The sequence below is a fragment of the Methylobacterium komagatae genome, assembly GCF_042661665.1.
In the GTDB taxonomy this organism is placed as follows: Bacteria; Pseudomonadota; Alphaproteobacteria; order Rhizobiales; family Beijerinckiaceae; genus Methylobacterium; species Methylobacterium komagatae.
Window position 1 is genome coordinate 2,709,932 of sequence record NZ_JBHSWN010000001.1, and the last position, 16,731, is coordinate 2,726,662.

Sequence of the window (16,731 nt, forward strand, 5' to 3'; positions counted from 1 at the left end):
CAGGAACACCGCCGCTTCACCTGGGGTTGTCCGCGCTGGTGAGGGTGGTGGCACGAATGCGGGCGATAATCTTCGATATCGACGGGACGCTGCTGGACAGCGTCGATCTCCACGCCAAAGCCTGGGTGGAGGCTTTCCAACATTTCGGCGTCGAGACGGCGGAGCCGGAGGTTCGCCGCCAGATCGGCAAGGGTGGTGATCAGCTTATGCCCGTCTTTCTCCCGAAAGAGCGCATCGAGCGCGAGGGCAAGGAAATCGAGTCCTACCGCTCGGATTTGTTCAAACGCAATTACCTCGACAAAGTCAGGCCCTTCCCGGGCGTGCGTCCGCTCTTCGAGAGGATGCGGCAGGCAGGCCTTACGATCGCGCTGGCCTCTTCCGGCAAAAAGGATGAGGTTGAGCATTATCAGGATCTTCTCGGAATCGCTGACCTCGTCGATGTCGCGACGAGTTCGGACGATGCCGATCGCTCGAAGCCGCATCCGGACATCTTTCAAGCAGCCATCGAGAAGCTGCCGGGTATCGCGCCCGGCGAGATGATCGTGGTGGGCGATACGCCCTACGATGCGGAGGCGGCGGGGAAGGCAGGCCTGCGCACGATCGGCGTCCTGTGCGGCGGTTTCCCCGAATCCGACCTGAAAGCGGCAGGCTGCATCGCCGTCCTTCGCGACCCAAAACACCTGCTAGAGTCGTTCGACGACACATTCCTGTCGCAGAAGTAGTGCGATTTTCGCGCGCTTGTCCCGCGTCCGGCGCAGGCCGATTTCGCGCGTCGTGGTGCCTCGCGTGCGAAGCGCGAGGCCGACCAAACTGCTGACAATGCGAGTGTTTATCGCGTCGCGACAGGTGTTCGCGACAGCAAGCGACCCTGTGCCTTCGCAGTGACGGCCTAAAACGCCGGCTATGGAAAACTCGGGAAAGGGCTAGCCGAGAGCGGCCGAAAGGTTTAGCGACCCGCCCGCCCCTGGAATCCTTCGAAGGACCGCCGCGCATGCTTCAGACCCGCGACTTCGCGAGCGAGCCATGCTTCAGCTTCCGCGGAAAAAGCCTCGCCGATCAGATCGCCGAGGCCGTCCGCAGCCGGACGACTCCCCTCAGCCAATTGCTGCGGCTCATGGCAGCCGTGGACAAGGAGGGCGGCGACCGCAGCCTGAAGCAGATCCTTCGTACCCGGATTGGCGCGCCGCTCGACGCCTGACGATTCTCTACCCCGCGTGGTGGCGGCGTCCGCGCTTTCGCGCGGGCTTACCGCCAATGCGCTCCATGCATTTGTAGTAGATGCCTTTGCCAACCTCCTCGAGGGGGAGGTTGCGAGGGTTGGGCGCTGCAAACACGCGCGCTTTCGCTTCTGCGCGGCAGACAGCATCCTCGGCGCTGCGGATGGGCGGCTCGGCCTGGGCGGCGGTCATGCCGAAGGCCATAAGGCCGATGATGATGCCAATCCCTTGTCCGATGCGCTTCATGTCGCTTGCCGGCCGCTCCCTGTGAATGGGTAGATAGTCCAGTCTGCGGAACGGTGAAGCTTTCCGAAACGAAAAAATTGCGCGGACAGGCGAATGTCAGTCGCCGCCTATCGCGCAAAGAAAACCGCCCGCAAAGCGGGCGGCGTTCTGGTCTCGGATAGGCTTGGATTGTACCGAGCCCGGTCCGATTGGACCGGGCAGGCCATGCCTCTCAGCGCTTGACCTTGGCCTTCGCCTTACGGGCCGCATAGCGCGCATCGCGCAGGGCCTTCTTGGCTTCGAGTTCGGCCGACTTGCGCTCCTGCGCAGCCGCCAGTTCGGCAGCTTCGCGGGCGAGACGGGCAGCAAGCTCGTTCTCTTCGCGGAGACGCTTCTCCTCGGCGGCCTTACGCTCGGCCTCGATGCGGGCGGCTTCGCGCTCGCGGGCGCGCTCGTCGCGGGCGCGGGCTACTTCGGCGCGCTCGCTGGGCGCGGGCCTGGACCTCGGGATCATCCGCCGGAGGGCGGGCCTTGAACTTGGCCAACAAGGCCGCCTTGGCAGCGGCGGAGTTGTCGCGACGGTCGTTGAAGTTCCTGTAGTCGAATGCGCTCATCTGGCCTTTCTCGTAGGTGCGTCACGCGTCTCGCGGGGACGGCCGGCTTGTCGGCCGGTCAGCGAAAGCTGGTGACTGATCCTCATGCCGTCCCCGAGGCATGGGACCCTTTCAAACCATCGAACTTGCCGATGGTTCGACCCGAGCGCTCGCGCGGAAGAGAGCGCTCGGGTCGAACCACGATAGGGAGTAGCGAGCCCATGGCACGGCCACGTCCGGCAATGCAACGGGACAATCAAGCAATGCGGCGCTAACTCGCAACAAATGTCGTAAAATCAGAAAAAGTTTCGCCGCCAGATGCCGAAAAGCCTCAGGCTCGCCTGTAAGCCAGGGGTATGAAGGTAAAATCGAACAGGAAGCCGGCAGCACGGCCGGTGGGTGAGAAATAGGAGTTGGATGGTTGCGAAGCAAGACGAAGACGTTGTGAGCCGCCTTCGAATTGCATCAGTTCCTCGATGGAAACTTCGAACTGTGCGCAATGTTACAGCACGCCCCTTTGAGAGTCAGCTGACACGACCGTCGCCGGCGTAAAAGGCCAGCAGAATGCCTATTATTTAGGCATAGATGCTGTTGCCTGCGCTTTAGGCAGTTAAAGGTCTGGAATTTCGGAAGCTGCGGGTTGGCCGCGGGCTTGCATTGGGACTGTCCCGACCGGGCGCGACATGCCCGGGGCCAGGAGCAAGCCCGAAATCCATGTCCGCTGTTTTTCCTCGACTCGGCGCCCGTGCGGCGCTGGCCAGCATCGCTCTGCTCGCCGCGACCTCCGGGCTCTCGCGCAAGGCGTGCTGCGCATCGGCATGACCGCCTCCGATATCCCACTCACCACCGGCCAGACCGACAATGGCGGCGAGGGCATGCGGTTCATGGGCTATACGGTCTATGACGGCCTCATCAATTGGGATCTGTCGAGCGCCGAGCTCGCTTCGGACCTCGTGCCCGGCCTCGCCGAAAGCTGGACCGTTGATCCGAACGACAAGACCAAGTGGACATTCAAGCTCCGCCCTGGGGTGAAATTTCATGATGGGTCGGACTTCACGGCCGACGCGGTGGTCTGGAACCTCGACAAGCTGCTGAAGAGCGACGCTCCGCAATACGATCCGCGCCAGTCCGCGCAGGGCAAGACGCGTATCCCCGCCGTCGCGAGCTACAAGGTCATCGACCCGCTGACGGTCGAACTCGTCACGAAGGCGCCCGACGCGACGCTGCCCTATCAGATCGCCTGGGTGATGATGTCCTCACCCGCGCAATGGGAGAAGCTCGGCAGGTCCTGGGACGAGTTCGCCAAGCATCCCTCCGGCACCGGCCCCTGGAAGCTGACCCTGTTCGCTCCCCGTGAGCGCGCGGAGATGGTGCCGAACCCGGCCTACTGGGACAAGAACCGGGTCCCCAAGCTCGACAAGCTCGTGCTCGTGCCGCTGCCGGAGGCCAATGCTCGCGTCGCCGCCCTACGCTCGGGCCAGGTCGATTGGATCGAGGCCCCCGCCCCGGATGCCGTCGCCTCGCTCAAGGGCGCAGGCTTTACCATCGTCACGAACGCCTATCCGCATAACTGGACGTGGCACCTCTCGCGCGTCGAGGGCTCGCCCTGGAACGACGTGAGAGTACGCAAGGCAGTGAACCTCGCCATCGACCGCGACGGCCTTAAGGAACTGCTCGGCGGCCTAGCTATCCCGGCCAAGGGCTTCATGCCGCCGAAGCACCAATGGTTCGGCCACCCGACCTTCGACATCAAGTACGATCCCGAGGCAGCCAAGAAGCTGCTTGCGGAAGCGGGCTACAGCACCGCAAAGCCCTTGAAGCTCAAGGTTGCCATCTCTGCCTCGGGCTCCGGCCAGATGCAGCCGCTGCCGATGAATGAGTTCGTCCAGCAGAACCTCGCCGATGTCGGCGTGCAGGTCGAATATCAGGTCGTGGAGTGGAACACGCTGATCAACATCTGGCGTGCGGGTGCCAAGGCCGACATCTCCCGCGGTGTCTCTGCGATCAACTATTCCTACTTCATCCAGGATCCCTTCACCGGCTTCATCCGCCATCTGCAATGCAACCTCGCTCCGCCGAATGGAACCAACTGGGGCTATTACTGCGACCCGGCGATGGACAAGCTGTTCGATGAGGTGCGCAACACCTTCGACAAGGACGCTCAGCTGAAGGTGCTGCAGAAGGTCCACGAGAAATACGTGGATGACGCGCTCTTCGTGATGATCACCCACGATGTGAACCCCCGCGCCATGAGCCCGAAGGTGAAAGGCTTCGTGCAGGCCCAGAACTGGTTCCAGGACTTTTCGAAGATCACGATTGCGACGGCGGGCAAGTAACACCGCGCAATCCTAAAAACCCTCGCCGTCATTGCGAGCAAAGCGAAGTCATCCAGGGATCTGCCACGATCTTTCGACGTCCCGCCGACCTGGATGGCTTCGCTGGCGCCCGCAATGACGGCGGAGGATTTCAGAAGTTCGATCATCGAATGTAAGGCCGATGCTTCTCTACATCTTAAAACGTCTTGTCACCGTCACCCCGGTCGCCTTCGGCGTCAGCGTGGTGTGCTTCCTTCTCGTGCATCTCGCGCCCGGGGATCCGCTGAGCGCCGTGCTCCCGGCCGATGCCACACAAGCCACCATCGATGAGATGCGTGCGGCCTACGGGTTCGATAAGCCGCTGCCGGTCCAGTACGCGATCTGGCTGTGGCACGTGCTCCAGGGCGATCTCGGCGTCTCCATCGCCACCGGGCGTCCCGTGGCACAGGAGGTAGCGCGGGCAGTGGTGAACTCGCTCATCCTGGCGAGCGTCGCCACGCTGATCGGCTTCACCTTCGGCACGTTCTTCGGCTTCGTGGCGGGCTACAAGCGCAATTCGCTGCTCGACCGTATCGCCTCGGCCCTGTCGGTCTTCGGCGTGAGCGTGCCGCATTACTGGCTCGGCATGGTGCTGGTGATCGTGTTCTCCGCGACACTCGGCTGGCTTCCGCCCACGGGCGCCGGACCCGATGGATCGGGCAATTGGCGCCCGGACCTCGAGCACCTGCGCTACATCGCGCTCCCCGCCATAACCATGGCCGTGATCCCCATGGGCATCATCGCGCGTACGGTGCGGGCGCTCGTCGCCGATATCCTCAGCCAGGATTTCGTGGAGGCGCTGCGGGCCAAGGGGCTCGGCGAGTGGGGCGTGTTCAAACACGTCGTCCGCAACGCCGCGCCGACAGCTCTCGCCATCATGGGCCTTCAGCTCGGCTATCTGCTCGGCGGCTCGATCCTGATCGAGACGGTGTTCGCGTGGCCGGGCACCGGCTTCCTTCTCAACGCGGCGATCTTCCAGCGCGACCTACCCCTGCTGCAGGGCTCGATCCTCGTGCTCGCGATGTTCTTCGTCGCCCTCAACCTCATCGTGGACGTGATGCAGACCGCCCTCGATCCGCGCATCGAGCGCGGCTGAACAGAGGCATGGCCATGACCACACCGATCACCGCCTCCCTCGACGGCTCCCTCGCGACCGGCCAACCGACCCCGGAGGAGGTCTACGCGCCTTCGCGGGGCTTCTGGGGCCATGTCGGCCACCGGCTCGTCCGCGATCCCGTGGCGATGACCGCGGGCGCGATCATCCTGATCGTCGTCGCCATCGCGATCCTGTCGCCGTGGATCACGCCTATGGACCCGTACAAGGGCTCCATGCTGCGCCGCCTCAAGCCTGTGGGTGATGCCACCTACTGGCTAGGGTCCGACGAGCTCGGCCGCGACATGATCAGCCGCCTGATGCTCGGCTCCCGCCTGTCGCTGTTCATGGGCGTCACGCCCGTGCTCATCGCCTTCGTCATCGGGTCGAGCATCGGCATCCTCGCCGGCTATGTCGGCGGGTGGACGAACACGATTCTAATGCGCACCATCGACGTATTCTTCGCCTTCCCCTCGGTGCTTCTCGCCATCGCCCTGTCGGGGGCACTGGGGGCGGGCATCTTCAACTCCATCGTGTCCCTGACCTGCGTGTTCGTCCCGCAGATCGCCCGCGTGGCGGAGAGCGTCACCACCGGCATCAGGCGGCGCGACTATATCGACGCCGCCAAGCTCTCCGGCGCATCCGCGTTGACGATCATGCGGGTGCAGGTGCTCGGCAACGTGGTGGGGCCGATCTTCGTCTATTCGACCAGCCTCATCTCCGTCTCGATGATCCTCGCCTCGGGCCTGTCGTTCCTCGGTCTGGGCGTGCGCCCGCCGGAGCCGGAATGGGGCCTCATGCTCAACACTCTGCGCACGGCGATCTACGTGAACCCCCTTGTCGCGGCTTTGCCCGGCTTGGCGATCTTCATCGTCTCGATCTCGTTCAACCTGTTCTCAGACGGGCTGCGCAGCGCCATGGAGATCCGCCAGTGAGCGTCATCCCGAACGGCCCCGATCCCTTCGCCGCAGATCGCGGCGGCCCCGCTCAGCCATTGCTTTCAGTGTCTGGACTCATCAAGCACTTCCCCGTCCGCAAGGGCACCGGGCCGAAGCGCGTCGTGCGCGCCGTCGATGGTGTCGATTTCGACGTGCTGAAGGGCGAGACCCTCGGCATCGTCGGGGAATCCGGTTGCGGCAAGTCCACGACGGCCAAGCTCATTATGGGCCTGATCGAGCACGATTCAGGCGAGATGCTCTACGATGGCCAGCCGATCGGCGGGCGCGCCATGCCCTGGCGCAACTACCGGCGGCAGGCGCAGATGGTCTTCCAAGACTCCTACGCCTCCCTCAATCCGCGCATGACAGTGGAGCAATCCATCGCCTTCGGCCCGAAGGTGAATGGCGTGCCCGGTCGTCAGGCGATCGAGCGCGCCCGCGCCCTTCTCGCCCGCGTCGGCCTGGAGCCGAAGCGCTTCGCGGGGCGTTATCCGCACGAGATCTCCGGCGGCCAGCGGCAGCGGGTGAACATCGCCCGGGCACTCGCCCTGGAGCCACGCCTCGTCCTGTTGGACGAGGCTGTGTCGGCCCTCGACAAATCGGTCGAGGCGCAGGTGCTGAACCTGCTCCTCGACCTCAAGGCCGAATTCGGCCTCACCTACATCTTCATCAGCCACGACCTGAACGTGGTCCGGTTCATCTCCGACCGGGTGATGGTGATGTATCTCGGCCGCGTCGCCGAAATCGGCCCGTCGGATTCGGTTCTGGCCGCGCCCGCGCATCCGTATACGCAGGCGCTACTCGCCTCGATGCCCTCCCTCGATCCCGACAACCGGACGCAGGAGGCGCTGCTTGTGGGCGATCCGCCGAACCCGATCGATCCGCCCTCCGGTTGCCGCTTTCACCCACGCTGCTCGCTGGCGGAAAGCGTCTGTTCCTCGATCGAGCCGCCGCTCGGCCCCGTCATGCCCCTGCACCGGGTGGCATGCCTCGCCCGCCAGCCGGGCTCCGGCCACTCGGCCGCCCCGTCGGAGGCCATCGCGGCATGAGTACGGCACAGACACAGGACGGCCCGGCCGTCGCATTGTCCGGCCTGCGGGTCGCCTTCGGCAAGACGCAGGTGGTCGATGGCGTCGATCTCACGGTCGAACGCGGTCAGGCCCTCGCGCTGATCGGCGAATCCGGCTCCGGCAAGAGCGTGACGTTGCGCGCGATCCTCCGGCTGTTCTCTGCCGGGCGCAGCAAGATCGAAGGCAAGATCCTCGCGGCGGGGCAGGACGTGCTCGCTCTCGACAAGAAGGCGCTGGCCAACTTCCGGGGCGGCGATGTCTCGATGATCTTCCAGGAGCCGCTGCTGGCCTTCGATCCGGTTTACACGGTCGGCCGCCAGATCACTGAGGCGATCCATCGCCACGAAAAGATCTCGCCTGCCGATGCGCGGGCGCGGGCGCTCGCCTTGTTCGAGCGGGTGCGCATCCCGAGCCCCGAGCGGCGGCTCGATAACTACCCGCACGAAATGTCGGGGGGCATGCGTCAGCGCGCGATGATCGCCCTGGCCCTGGCCTGCCGGCCCCAGGTGCTGCTCGCCGATGAGCCGACCACCGCGCTCGATGCCACGGTGCAGATTCAGGTGCTGCTTCTGCTGCGGGAGTTGCAGCGGGATCTCGGCCTGTCCATCGTCATCGTCACGCATGATCTTGGGGCGGCGGTGGAGGTCGCGGACCGGATCGCGGTGATGTACGCTGGCAAGATCGTGGAGACCGGCACTGCCCGGCAGGTGGTACGCAATCCTCACCATCCGTACACGATCGGCTTGCTGCGCAGCCGTGCCGAGGGTGCCATGGACAAGGGCAGCCGGCTTCAGACCATCCCGGGCAGCCCGCCCGACCTCGCCAACCGCCCACCGGGCTGCCCCTTCGCGCCGCGCTGCTTCCTTGCGGAGGATCGCTGCCGCATGGAGATGCCGCCGGAAGCCGAGATCGCCCCCGGCCACCGTGCGGCCTGCTGGTTCACGGATGAAGCCTCCGCCGCCTATCGCGCCGGGCCGCAACCGGTTGCAGTCGAAATGGCCTGAAAGCGCTAAGCTGCTGGGATGAGTTCGACAGATTCGCCCCAGCGCCTGAACGCCTATGGCCAACCCATCGGTCGGGATCTCCCCGATTGGTCCCCCCGGCTGAGGCCGCCGCGCACGCCCATGCGCGGCCGGTTCTGCCAAGTCGTTCCGCTCGATCCGGCGGCCCATGCGAGCACTCTTTACGCGCTCTTCGCGGGCGCGCCCGATCGTCGGAGCTGGACCTATCTGATCGATGATCTGCCGGATACGGAAGCCGCCTATCGTGAGCGGCTGGAACGGCAGGCGGCAGGGGACGACCCGCTGTTCCACACCATCCTCGACGCCGAAACCGGCGCGCCTTTGGGCATTGCCTCGTATCTGCGGATCGAGCCCGTTCACGGGGTCATCGAGGTCGGCCATCTTCATTTCGGGCCGAGCCTGCAGCGAAAGCCCGCCGCGACCGAGGCCATGGCGCTGATGATGGCACGCGCCTTCGATGAATTGGGCTATCGCCGCTACGAGTGGAAATGCGACAGCCTCAACGCGCCTTCGCGGGCAGCGGCCCTGCGCTACGGCTTCACCTTCGAAGGCATCTTTCGCAATGCGGTGATCGTGAAGGGCCGTTCGCGCGACACCGCTTGGTTCTCGGTCACGGACGCCGAATGGCCTCGCCTGCGTGAGGCCTTTCAAGCCTGGCTCGCGCCGGAGAATTTCGACGCGCAGGGCAATCAGCGGCGCGGCTTGGCGGAGATACGCGGAGGCATCGCGCGCTAGAAGCCCAATCAGTCCCTGCGAGCGTTGCCCGCAAGGACTGCGAAGCCTTCACGGCCGCTGGTTCAAGAACCGATCCGCCGTCCGCAACGCCAGCGCCATGATCGTGAGCGCCGGGTTGGCCGCAAGCGAACTCGGGAAGGTCGAGCCGTCGCTGATCCAGAGATTGTCGATCTCGAAGCTCCGGCCGTATGGGTCCACCACCGCCTTATCGGCATCATGGCCCATGCGGCAGGTACCGAGGGTGTGGGCGACACGTTCCAGAACCCAGATGTCCTTGGCGCCCGCCGCCTCCCACAGGTCCCGCATCACCTTCGTGGCGTGGGCGTTGAGGCGGTCGGCATTGCCGTCGTAGCCGAAGTCGATCCGGGGCTTGCGCATCCCGCGCGCATCGACCTCGTCGGACAAGGTGAGAACGTTGGCTTCGCTCGGCAACGTCTCGCCATTGATGCCGATGCCCGCGAAATGGTTATAGCGGTCGAGGTAATCGGTGAGCGCCTTGCCCCACAGCCCGCGCCCTCGAGCGACGGAGTTACCGAAGGTCAACGGCACGACGCCGAGGCTCTGGATCAGGTAGCCGCCCGCGAAATCCGCGCCCTCGGGCCGGAGGAAATCCTCGGTAATGAGGGAGGACGGGTAGCCCCGATTCATCCGCACTTCGTGGTCGAAGGTGCCCCAGACCTGCGTCGCCACATGGCCCATATAATTCCGGCCGACCTGTCCGCTGCCATTGGCGAGGCCGTTGTGCAGGAGGAGACGCGGCGTCTCCACCGCCCCGGCACAGAGAAACACCGCACGGCAACGTTGGCGCTTCTCGCGTCCGCCCTGGCTGTAGATGACCGCCGTGATCCGCCCGTCACCGCTGCGCTCGAAGCCCGTGACGAAGCTTTCGGGCCGGATCTCGGCAGCGTGTGACACGGCGAGTGGAAGGTAGGTGACGTCCATGCTCGCCTTGGAGCCGTTCCGGCATCCCTGGTGGCAAAAGCCGCAATTGATGCAGGCATGACGCTGAGGCCCACCTTCCGAAGCGTAATCCCGCGACACGAGGGCGGCAGGCGCGTCAGCCCAACGAATGCCGCGAGCCTCGCAGGCTCCTGCCATCAACTCGGCCGATCCATTGCGTGGAACGGGGGGCAGAGGATAGCGGCGGGCTGCATCCCACGGATAGCTCTGCGCGCCGGACACGCCGAGATAGCCTTCGACCTGCTCGTAATAGGGGACCAGCTCCGCGTGCGAGAGCGGCCAGTCACAACCCTCGCCGGTCTCGGAGAAGAGGCGTAGATCGCGCGCATCGGCGCGGGGCACGAAAGCACCCCAATGCAGCGTCGAACCGCCGACGCCCGTGCCACTGTTGTTGCCGCCGAACGCCTCCGGCGTGTCGCCGCCACTGAGCCGCTCATCGGTCCAGTAGATCTCGTCGGCCAGGGTCTCGTCGAAGGCGAAACCTTCCGGCCGAAAATTCGGGCCGGCTTCGAGCGCGACCACTGAGAGGCCCGCCGCCGCGAGCTTGGCGAGGACGGGGGCGCCGCCCGCCCCGGTGCCGATCACCACGGCGTCCACCGTGTCGCCATCGGCGTAGGTCCGCATCAAGTCGAGGTTCATCGTGCGGCCTCCCCGGTGCGGGGCTCCCAGGGTTCGGGTGAATCGAGACCGGTGCGGACGAAGCCCGGCAGGCCGGATGCGATCGGCTCGGGGCGATCGCCGCCTGCGCCGATGCCGGAAAAGCCGATCCGCGCCAGGGCGGCCGGATGGGCGAGGTAGAGGCGCACGGCGTCGGACCGGGCATCTTCGAACCAGAAGCGAATCTGCGCAGCGTCGAGGCGGCCGCCGAGGGAAGACCCAACGGTCAAATCGCCCTTTTGCGCCAGGGTGAGCAGCGCATCCTGCTGCGCCTCGTCGAGCACGACAAACGGACGGTCATGGGCGGCACGGGCCGCCGCATCGAGCGTGCGCGAGGCGTCGCGATAGGCCTGCGCATCGGGCGGCAGGGTGGCAAAACGCCAGCCATCGCCGCTTCCGGTGGCGAGTCGTGCATCGAGCCGCGCCGCCGCATCGAGGCCGGACACGGGCAGCACGCGCGCGAAGACGGCACGCAGGATCGCGAGTTCGACCGCATCGAGCGCCTTCGGCGCGTAGGCGGGATCGTCGGGCTTCGCCCGGTCGAGCAACGCGTCGCGCAAGCGTGAATTCACCCGGTCGGAGGCAATCAGAGAGGCGTATTCGGCAGGAATTTCGGGACCGGGCAATGCCTCGGACACCCTCGTCACGGGTTCGCGGATCAGGTCCGCCAGTTCACCGGGCCGTTCGAGCGGCAGGAGATGCGCGACGCCCTTCACCGTGACGAGGCGCCCGTTCGGGCAATGCGGCAGCGTCAGTGCCGCTTGCGCATCAGGCCCGAGATCGGCGTCTTCCGAACCCGCAATCATCAGGACGGGGAGGCGCAACACCCCGATCCGCTCGCAGAGATCTTCGTTCGCGCCGGAGGTCAGCCACGCACGCCATGCCGAAGGCGCGGCACGCAAAACATCCTCGACGGCCTTAATCTCGACCTCAGCCTCAAGATTACTGGCGACGTTGGCGCGAACGAAGGCCTGCGCCTCGCGTCGCCGACTTTCTTCATCAGCGTCGATCCATGAGAGCATGTGGTCGCGGCGATCCTCGGGGATCGGTTCCGGGCTCGGCGGCGAGCCCGAGATCAGCACGAGACCGGCGAGTTCGCGCAGGACGGCATCGCCATCCTCGGCCCGGCGGGCGAGGGTCAGAGCGACCTTCGCGCCCATACTGTGCCCTACGATGCGGAATGGTCCCGCAGCCATGCCCGCAATGGATGCGCTCACCGCATCCGCCATCTCATCGACGGAATAGCCCGTGCTGTCGCACGCCGCGCCGAAGCCCGGCAGATCGAGCGGGATGAGCCGGTGCGTTCCGCCCAGAGCCCCGGCAAGAGAATCCCAGGTCCCGGCACTCCCACCGAGAAAGTGAAGGCAAAACAGGATGTCTGGGGGCTGTCCGGTCATGCGCCGGACATCGCGCGGCATTAACTTAGTTCAATGAGGTGCGACACCTTATGGACGGAATAAAATAGGTTAATCATGGAAAAGTTGTGCTGGCGGGTCGAGGAAGCGTGCCTCAACGCTTGGCCGAGCCCGCGTCACATTCTCGTCCATGGCTATCTGCTGCGTGCGGCCGGCGGGCCGTCGAAGCGAATTAACTCGTGCAATCCCTTACGCGGGGCTGGCAATCCCGAGGCAGCGATCCTCGCCAGCGAAGCGATCTATGCCGACCTCGGGCGGCGACCGATCTTCCGGGTGTCGGACATCGCGGCACAGATGCTGCCGGGGCTTGAGCGCCGGGGTTACCGGGCCATCGGTGAGACGCGAACCCTCTACCGTGAGATCACGGGGCTCCCGCAGGCGGACGAGTCATGGATCACCGTTGCGGACGCACCCTCGGCGGCCTGGCTGGCGGTTCGTGATGCAGTCAGCAACAACGATCTGGAGGCAGCTCGCACCTTCCGCATAGTGACCGATGCCATCGTCCTTCCCCGCGCCTTCGTCTCGGTAGCAGGCCCCGGCGAAGCCGGAGCCATCTGCTTCGGTGTGCGCGACGGCGATCTCCTCGTCATCGAGTCGGTGGCCGTGCCGTCCCATCTCCGCAAGCGCGGACTGGCTCGCCGGGCGGTCACTGCGCTGATGCGCTGGGGCGCGGAGACGGGGGCAAAGGCCGTCTGCCTTCAGGTCGAAGCCGACAACACACCTGCCGTCGCCCTTTACGCGGGCCTCGGTTTCGAGAGGGAATTGTACCGCTACCATTATCGCGTGCGCGATTAGCCCTCGAACAGCGAGGCTTGGCTTGGCGGCTTCGCCTTGGCACGGGGCGCGCGCTTCGTCTTGGCAGGCAACGCTTCGACCGTGCCATCCGCGAATTGCAGGCTGAGGCGCTGTGCGGCCTCGGCGTCTTCAGCCCGGCGTAGTGGCTGACCCTCGCCATCGCGGACCAGGGCAAAGCCCCGGTCGAGGACGGCGCGATAGCTCAGGCTACCGAGCAGTTGTCCGAACGCCTGAAGCCGGGCGTGGCGACGCTCGATATCGTGTGACCCCGCCTGCGCGAGGCGGGCGGCTAAGCCATTCAGGCGGTCCCGGCGGCGGGCTTCGAGGGCGCGGGCGCGTTCCAGCCCGGTCTCCTTCGCCACGACGAGGCGGCGGGCCAACTGCGCGACGTGATCTTCCTTGCGGCGCAGATCCACGACGAGGGCCCGGTGGGCGCGGTCGTCGATCCGTTCCAGCCGGGCGCGGGCATTCGCCAGGGCCAGTTCCGGCGAGCGGCGGGCGAGCCGGTCCAGCAGAGCTTGCAACCGTATGCGGTGCCGGGCCGCGCCCGCTGCCAAGGCCGGGGCGAGCCGGGCTTCCGCGAGGTCGAGCCGCTGACGCTTGGTCGCGAGCAGCATGTCCGGTCCCGGCATGGCGCGGACGAGGCCACGCAGGTCGGCGCGATCGCGCTCGATCCGACGGCGAACCGCTCCGCCACCCCGGGCCGCCAACTCGGCCACGGTGGCGATCAGGTCTGCGCGCACCGGCACCGCCATTTCGGCAGCGCCCGTCGGCGTCGGGGCCCGGCGGTCGGCCACGTGGTCGATCAACGTCGTGTCGGTCTCGTGGCCGACGGCCGAGATCAGCGGGATCACACTCTCGAACGCCGCGCGGACGACGCATTCCTCGTTGAAGGCCCAGAGATCCTCGATGGAGCCGCCGCCGCGCGCCACGATCAACAGATCGGGTCGGGGGATCGGGCCGCCGGGCGTCAGGGCGTTGAAGCCGCGGATCGCCGCCGCGACTTCCTCGGCCGCACCGTCGCCCTGTACACGCACTGGCCACACCAGAACCGGCCGGGGGAAACGATCCTGCAGCCGGTGCAGAATGTCCCGGATCACGGCGCCGGTCGGGGAGGTGACCACGCCGACGATGCGGGGGAGAAACGGGATCGGCTTGCGGTGTTCCGGCAGGAATAGCCCTTCGGCCGCGAGCATCTTCCGCCGCTCTTCCAGCAGGGCCATCCAGGCGCCGAGCCCGGCAGGTTCCAGGCTGTCGATGACGATCTGGTAGGATGATTTGCCCGCGAAGGTGGTGATCCGGCCTGTCGCGACGACCTCCAACCCCTCCTGCGGCTTCTGCCGCAGGCGCCCATAGACGCCCTTCCACACCACAGCGTCGATGCGCGCTTGGCCATCCTTCAGCGAGAAATAGGCGTGGCCGGAGCCGTGCACGCCCCGGAAGCCGGAGATCTCGCCGCGCAGGCGGACATGGCCGAAGCGCTCCTCGAGCGTCTGCTTAAGTGCGGAGGCGAGGTCGCCCACCGACCATTCCGGCTGGTTTCCGGCGAGCACCGAAGAGGGCGGCACGTCGGTGGAGAGCGGCGGCGCCTTGGGGCGGGGAGGGGGAACGAGGGGCATTGCTGGGACGCTAGGCGGCCCGCGCCCGCCGGTAAAGATGGAAACCCGCGCGGAGCGCCGCATGTACTCCCTCGAACGAAACGAGGAGAGGCGACCCCATGAGCGCGTTCATCGCGGTGGTTCTGGTCTGCGCCAACGGCATCGCGCAGGAAGCCTGCACCGATGCCCAGGCTTTGGAAGTGCGAAAGGTCCGTGTGGCCAACGAACTCGGCTGTGCCACGGGCTGGCAGGAGATCATCGCCCGCACCGATCTGCGCGACGACATCGGCAAGACCGCCTACCTGAAGACCGAATGTCGGCGGGTGAAGGAGTAAGGCGCCGCTACAACGCCCGCGCCTGTTCCCGCAGGACGAACTTCTGGATCTTGCCCGTGGAGGTTTTCGGCAGCGGGCCGAACACCACCGTCTTGGGCACCTTGAAGCGGGCCATGCGCTCGCGACAGAAGGCAATCACTTCGTCGGATGACGGGACGGCGGCGCCAGGCTTAACCTCGAGGAAGGCGCAGGGTGTTTCGCCCCAGATGGCGTCCGGCCGGGCGACGACCGCCGCCAGCATCACGGCTGGATGGCGCATCAGCACCTCCTCGACCTCCAGGCTGGAGATGTTCTCTCCGCCCGAGATGATGATGTCCTTCGATCGGTCCTTGATCTCGACAGCGCCATCCGTGTGCCATACGCCGAGATCGCCCGTAGCGTACCAGCCCCCGGCGAGGGATGCCTCGGTGGCAGTTGGATTGCCGAGATAGCCCTTCATGATCGTGTTGCCGCGAAGCCGGATCTCGCCGATCCGGATTCCGTCCTGCGCCACGGGCTCGCCGGTTTCCGGGTCGGTGACGGTCACCGCGTCGAGCGTCGCGAGCGCCACGCCCTGACGGGCCATGCGCTGGTAGCGCTCCTCGTCGGTCAGGTCGGCCCAATCGGGCTGGGCGAGACAGGCCGTGGCTGGACCGTAACTCTCGGTCGCACCGTAGAGATGGGTCACCCGGAATCCCCGCTCCTCCATGGTGCGGATGATCGTGGAGGAGGGCGCTGCCCCGCCGACGGCACAGCGGACGATCTGCGAGAAGTCGCGTTGCTCATGCGCAGGCGCGTGAGCGATCATCGAGAGCACGATCGGCGCGCCGCACAGATGCGTCACCCCGTGTTCGGCGATCAGCCGGAAGATCTCCGCGGGCTCTACCTTGCGCAGGCAGACCTGCGTCGCCCCGGCCGCGACGCAGGCCCAGGGGTAGGACCAGCCGCTGCAATGGAACATCGGCAGGGTCCAGAGATACACGCTCTCGCCCGACAGGCCGAAGGTCACCGCGTTGCCGAGCGCCTGCAGATAGGCGCCGCGATGGCTATAGACGGCGCCCTTCGGATCGCCGGTCGTGCCTGACGTGTAGAGCAGGCAGAGCGATTGCCACTCATCCTCCGGCGGCGCCCAGGGATGAGCGGGGTCGCCCGCCGCGATCAGGTCCTCGTAGGCGAGCGTCCCGTCGATCCCGCCTTCGCCGATGGCGATGACGAGCGGCGGCGAGTCCATCTCGGCCAACGCCTTCGCGGCGAGGCCCGCATGGGCATCCTCTACGATCAGGATCCGCGCGCCGCCGTGCCGAAGAGAGAACGCGATGGTCGCGGGATCGAGGCGAGTGTTGAGCGGGTTCAGAACCGCTCCGAGCATCGGGATGGCGAAATGCGCCTCGACCATCTCGGGGATGTTGGAGGCGAGGATCGCCACAGTGTCGAGCCGCCCGACGCCCCGCGCGGCAAGGGCCGAGGCGAGGCGGCGGCAGCGCTCGTACAGCGCGGTGTAGGTCAGGCGGCGTTCGCCATCGATCACCGCGATCCGCGCGCCGAAGGCCGCGGCGGCGCGGGCGAGGAGGCTGACAGGCGTCAGCGGCACGTAATTCGCCGCCCGGCGCTCAAGTCCGGCCTCGAACCGGTGCGTGGCGCCGGCGGAAAGCGGGATCGGGGTGTCCGGCATGCGTGCCCTCTCGGTCAGGCGGAGGGCGTGGCGTTCGCCCGTTAGGCAGATGATCGGCCCACCGTTCGAGGTG

At 66.3% G+C, this 16,731-nt stretch carries 14 protein-coding genes and 2 pseudogenes; 10 read left to right on the plus strand and 6 right to left on the minus strand.

Features of this window, described 5'->3' with window-relative positions; all coding sequences use genetic code 11:
• Positions 1 to 56: 56 nt before the first annotated feature.
• Both ACFQE0_RS13240 and ACFQE0_RS13245 read left to right on the plus strand, forming a co-directional pair.
• Positions 57 to 722, plus strand: a complete 666-nt coding sequence (locus ACFQE0_RS13240) for an HAD family hydrolase (RefSeq protein ID WP_378975468.1) — start codon at positions 57 to 59, stop codon at positions 720 to 722.
• Positions 723 to 991: 269 nt separating this feature from the next.
• Entirely contained in the window at positions 992 to 1,198 is a 207-nt protein-coding gene (locus ACFQE0_RS13245) for a hypothetical protein (protein WP_378970275.1), read from the plus strand.
• A 7-nt stretch (positions 1,199 to 1,205) separates the two neighbouring features.
• Here ACFQE0_RS13245 and ACFQE0_RS13250 read toward each other — a convergent pair whose 3' ends face one another.
• Positions 1,206 to 1,463 carry a hypothetical protein gene (locus tag ACFQE0_RS13250; RefSeq protein ID WP_378970278.1) on the minus strand — a complete coding sequence of 86 codons (258 nt, stop codon included), beginning with the start codon at positions 1,461 to 1,463 and terminating at the stop codon, positions 1,206 to 1,208.
• Positions 1,464 to 1,674: 211 nt separating this feature from the next.
• Positions 1,675 to 2,056: pseudogene (locus ACFQE0_RS13255) on the minus strand (DUF6481 family protein).
• 693 nt (positions 2,057 to 2,749) lie between these two features.
• On the opposite strand from ACFQE0_RS13255, the pseudogene ACFQE0_RS13260 reads away from it, so the two are divergent.
• The 6 genes and pseudogenes from ACFQE0_RS13260 (at position 2,750) to ACFQE0_RS13285 (ending at position 9,247) form a co-directional block, all read left to right on the plus strand.
• Positions 2,750 to 4,371, plus strand: a pseudogene (locus ACFQE0_RS13260) (ABC transporter substrate-binding protein).
• Between the two features lie 160 nt (positions 4,372 to 4,531).
• On the plus strand, positions 4,532 to 5,485 hold the full coding sequence (locus tag ACFQE0_RS13265) for an ABC transporter permease (RefSeq protein WP_378970280.1): 954 nt from the start codon (positions 4,532 to 4,534) through the stop codon (positions 5,483 to 5,485).
• 14 nt (positions 5,486 to 5,499) lie between these two features.
• Positions 5,500 to 6,417 carry an ABC transporter permease gene (locus tag ACFQE0_RS13270; protein ID WP_378970283.1) on the plus strand — a complete coding sequence of 306 codons (918 nt, stop codon included), beginning with the start codon at positions 5,500 to 5,502 and terminating at the stop codon, positions 6,415 to 6,417.
• A complete protein-coding gene (locus ACFQE0_RS13275; protein ID WP_378970286.1) occupies positions 6,414 to 7,469 on the plus strand; it encodes an ABC transporter ATP-binding protein in 1,056 nt (351 codons plus the stop codon). The genes ACFQE0_RS13270 and ACFQE0_RS13275 overlap by 4 nt, the downstream gene beginning before the upstream one ends.
• Positions 7,466 to 8,494: an ABC transporter ATP-binding protein gene (locus ACFQE0_RS13280; protein WP_378970288.1), complete on the plus strand. Its 1,029-nt coding sequence runs from the start codon at positions 7,466 to 7,468 to the stop codon at positions 8,492 to 8,494. The genes ACFQE0_RS13275 and ACFQE0_RS13280 overlap by 4 nt, the downstream gene beginning before the upstream one ends.
• Positions 8,495 to 8,512: 18 nt before the next feature.
• Positions 8,513 to 9,247 carry a GNAT family N-acetyltransferase gene (locus tag ACFQE0_RS13285; RefSeq protein WP_378970291.1) on the plus strand — a complete coding sequence of 245 codons (735 nt, stop codon included), beginning with the start codon at positions 8,513 to 8,515 and terminating at the stop codon, positions 9,245 to 9,247.
• A gap of 48 nt (positions 9,248 to 9,295) precedes the next feature.
• Here ACFQE0_RS13285 and ACFQE0_RS13290 read toward each other — a convergent pair whose 3' ends face one another.
• Together ACFQE0_RS13290 and ACFQE0_RS13295 are read right to left on the minus strand one after the other, a co-directional pair.
• Complete coding sequence (locus tag ACFQE0_RS13290; protein ID WP_378970293.1) at positions 9,296 to 10,846, minus strand: GMC family oxidoreductase; 1,551 nt, start codon at positions 10,844 to 10,846, stop codon at positions 9,296 to 9,298.
• Complete coding sequence (locus ACFQE0_RS13295; RefSeq protein ID WP_378970296.1) at positions 10,843 to 12,261, minus strand: alpha/beta hydrolase; 1,419 nt, start codon at positions 12,259 to 12,261, stop codon at positions 10,843 to 10,845. Before ACFQE0_RS13295 ends, ACFQE0_RS13290 begins: the two co-directional genes overlap by 4 nt.
• A 75-nt stretch (positions 12,262 to 12,336) precedes the next feature.
• Between ACFQE0_RS13295 and ACFQE0_RS13300 the strand changes: the two genes are divergently transcribed.
• The gene (locus tag ACFQE0_RS13300) at positions 12,337 to 13,074 is read left to right on the plus strand and encodes a GNAT family N-acetyltransferase (protein ID WP_378970298.1); all 738 of its coding nucleotides are present in this window, start codon (positions 12,337 to 12,339) and stop codon (positions 13,072 to 13,074) included.
• Here the strand turns inward: ACFQE0_RS13300 and xseA are convergent.
• Positions 13,071 to 14,693 (minus strand): exodeoxyribonuclease VII large subunit, encoded by a 1,623-nt coding sequence (xseA, locus tag ACFQE0_RS13305; protein ID WP_378970301.1) that lies wholly within the window; start codon positions 14,691 to 14,693, stop codon positions 13,071 to 13,073. The two genes, ACFQE0_RS13300 and xseA, sit on opposite strands and share 4 nt — an antisense overlap.
• Before the next feature lie 98 nt (positions 14,694 to 14,791).
• Between xseA and ACFQE0_RS13310 the strand changes: the two genes are divergently transcribed.
• Positions 14,792 to 15,007, plus strand: coding sequence for a hypothetical protein (locus tag ACFQE0_RS13310; RefSeq protein WP_378970303.1), 216 nt, complete (start codon positions 14,792 to 14,794; stop codon positions 15,005 to 15,007).
• Positions 15,008 to 15,014: 7 nt separating this feature from the next.
• On the opposite strand, the gene ACFQE0_RS13315 is transcribed toward ACFQE0_RS13310, so the two are convergent.
• A complete protein-coding gene (locus ACFQE0_RS13315) occupies positions 15,015 to 16,658 on the minus strand; it encodes an AMP-binding protein (protein WP_378970306.1) in 1,644 nt (547 codons plus the stop codon).
• Positions 16,659 to 16,731 lie beyond the last annotated feature (73 nt).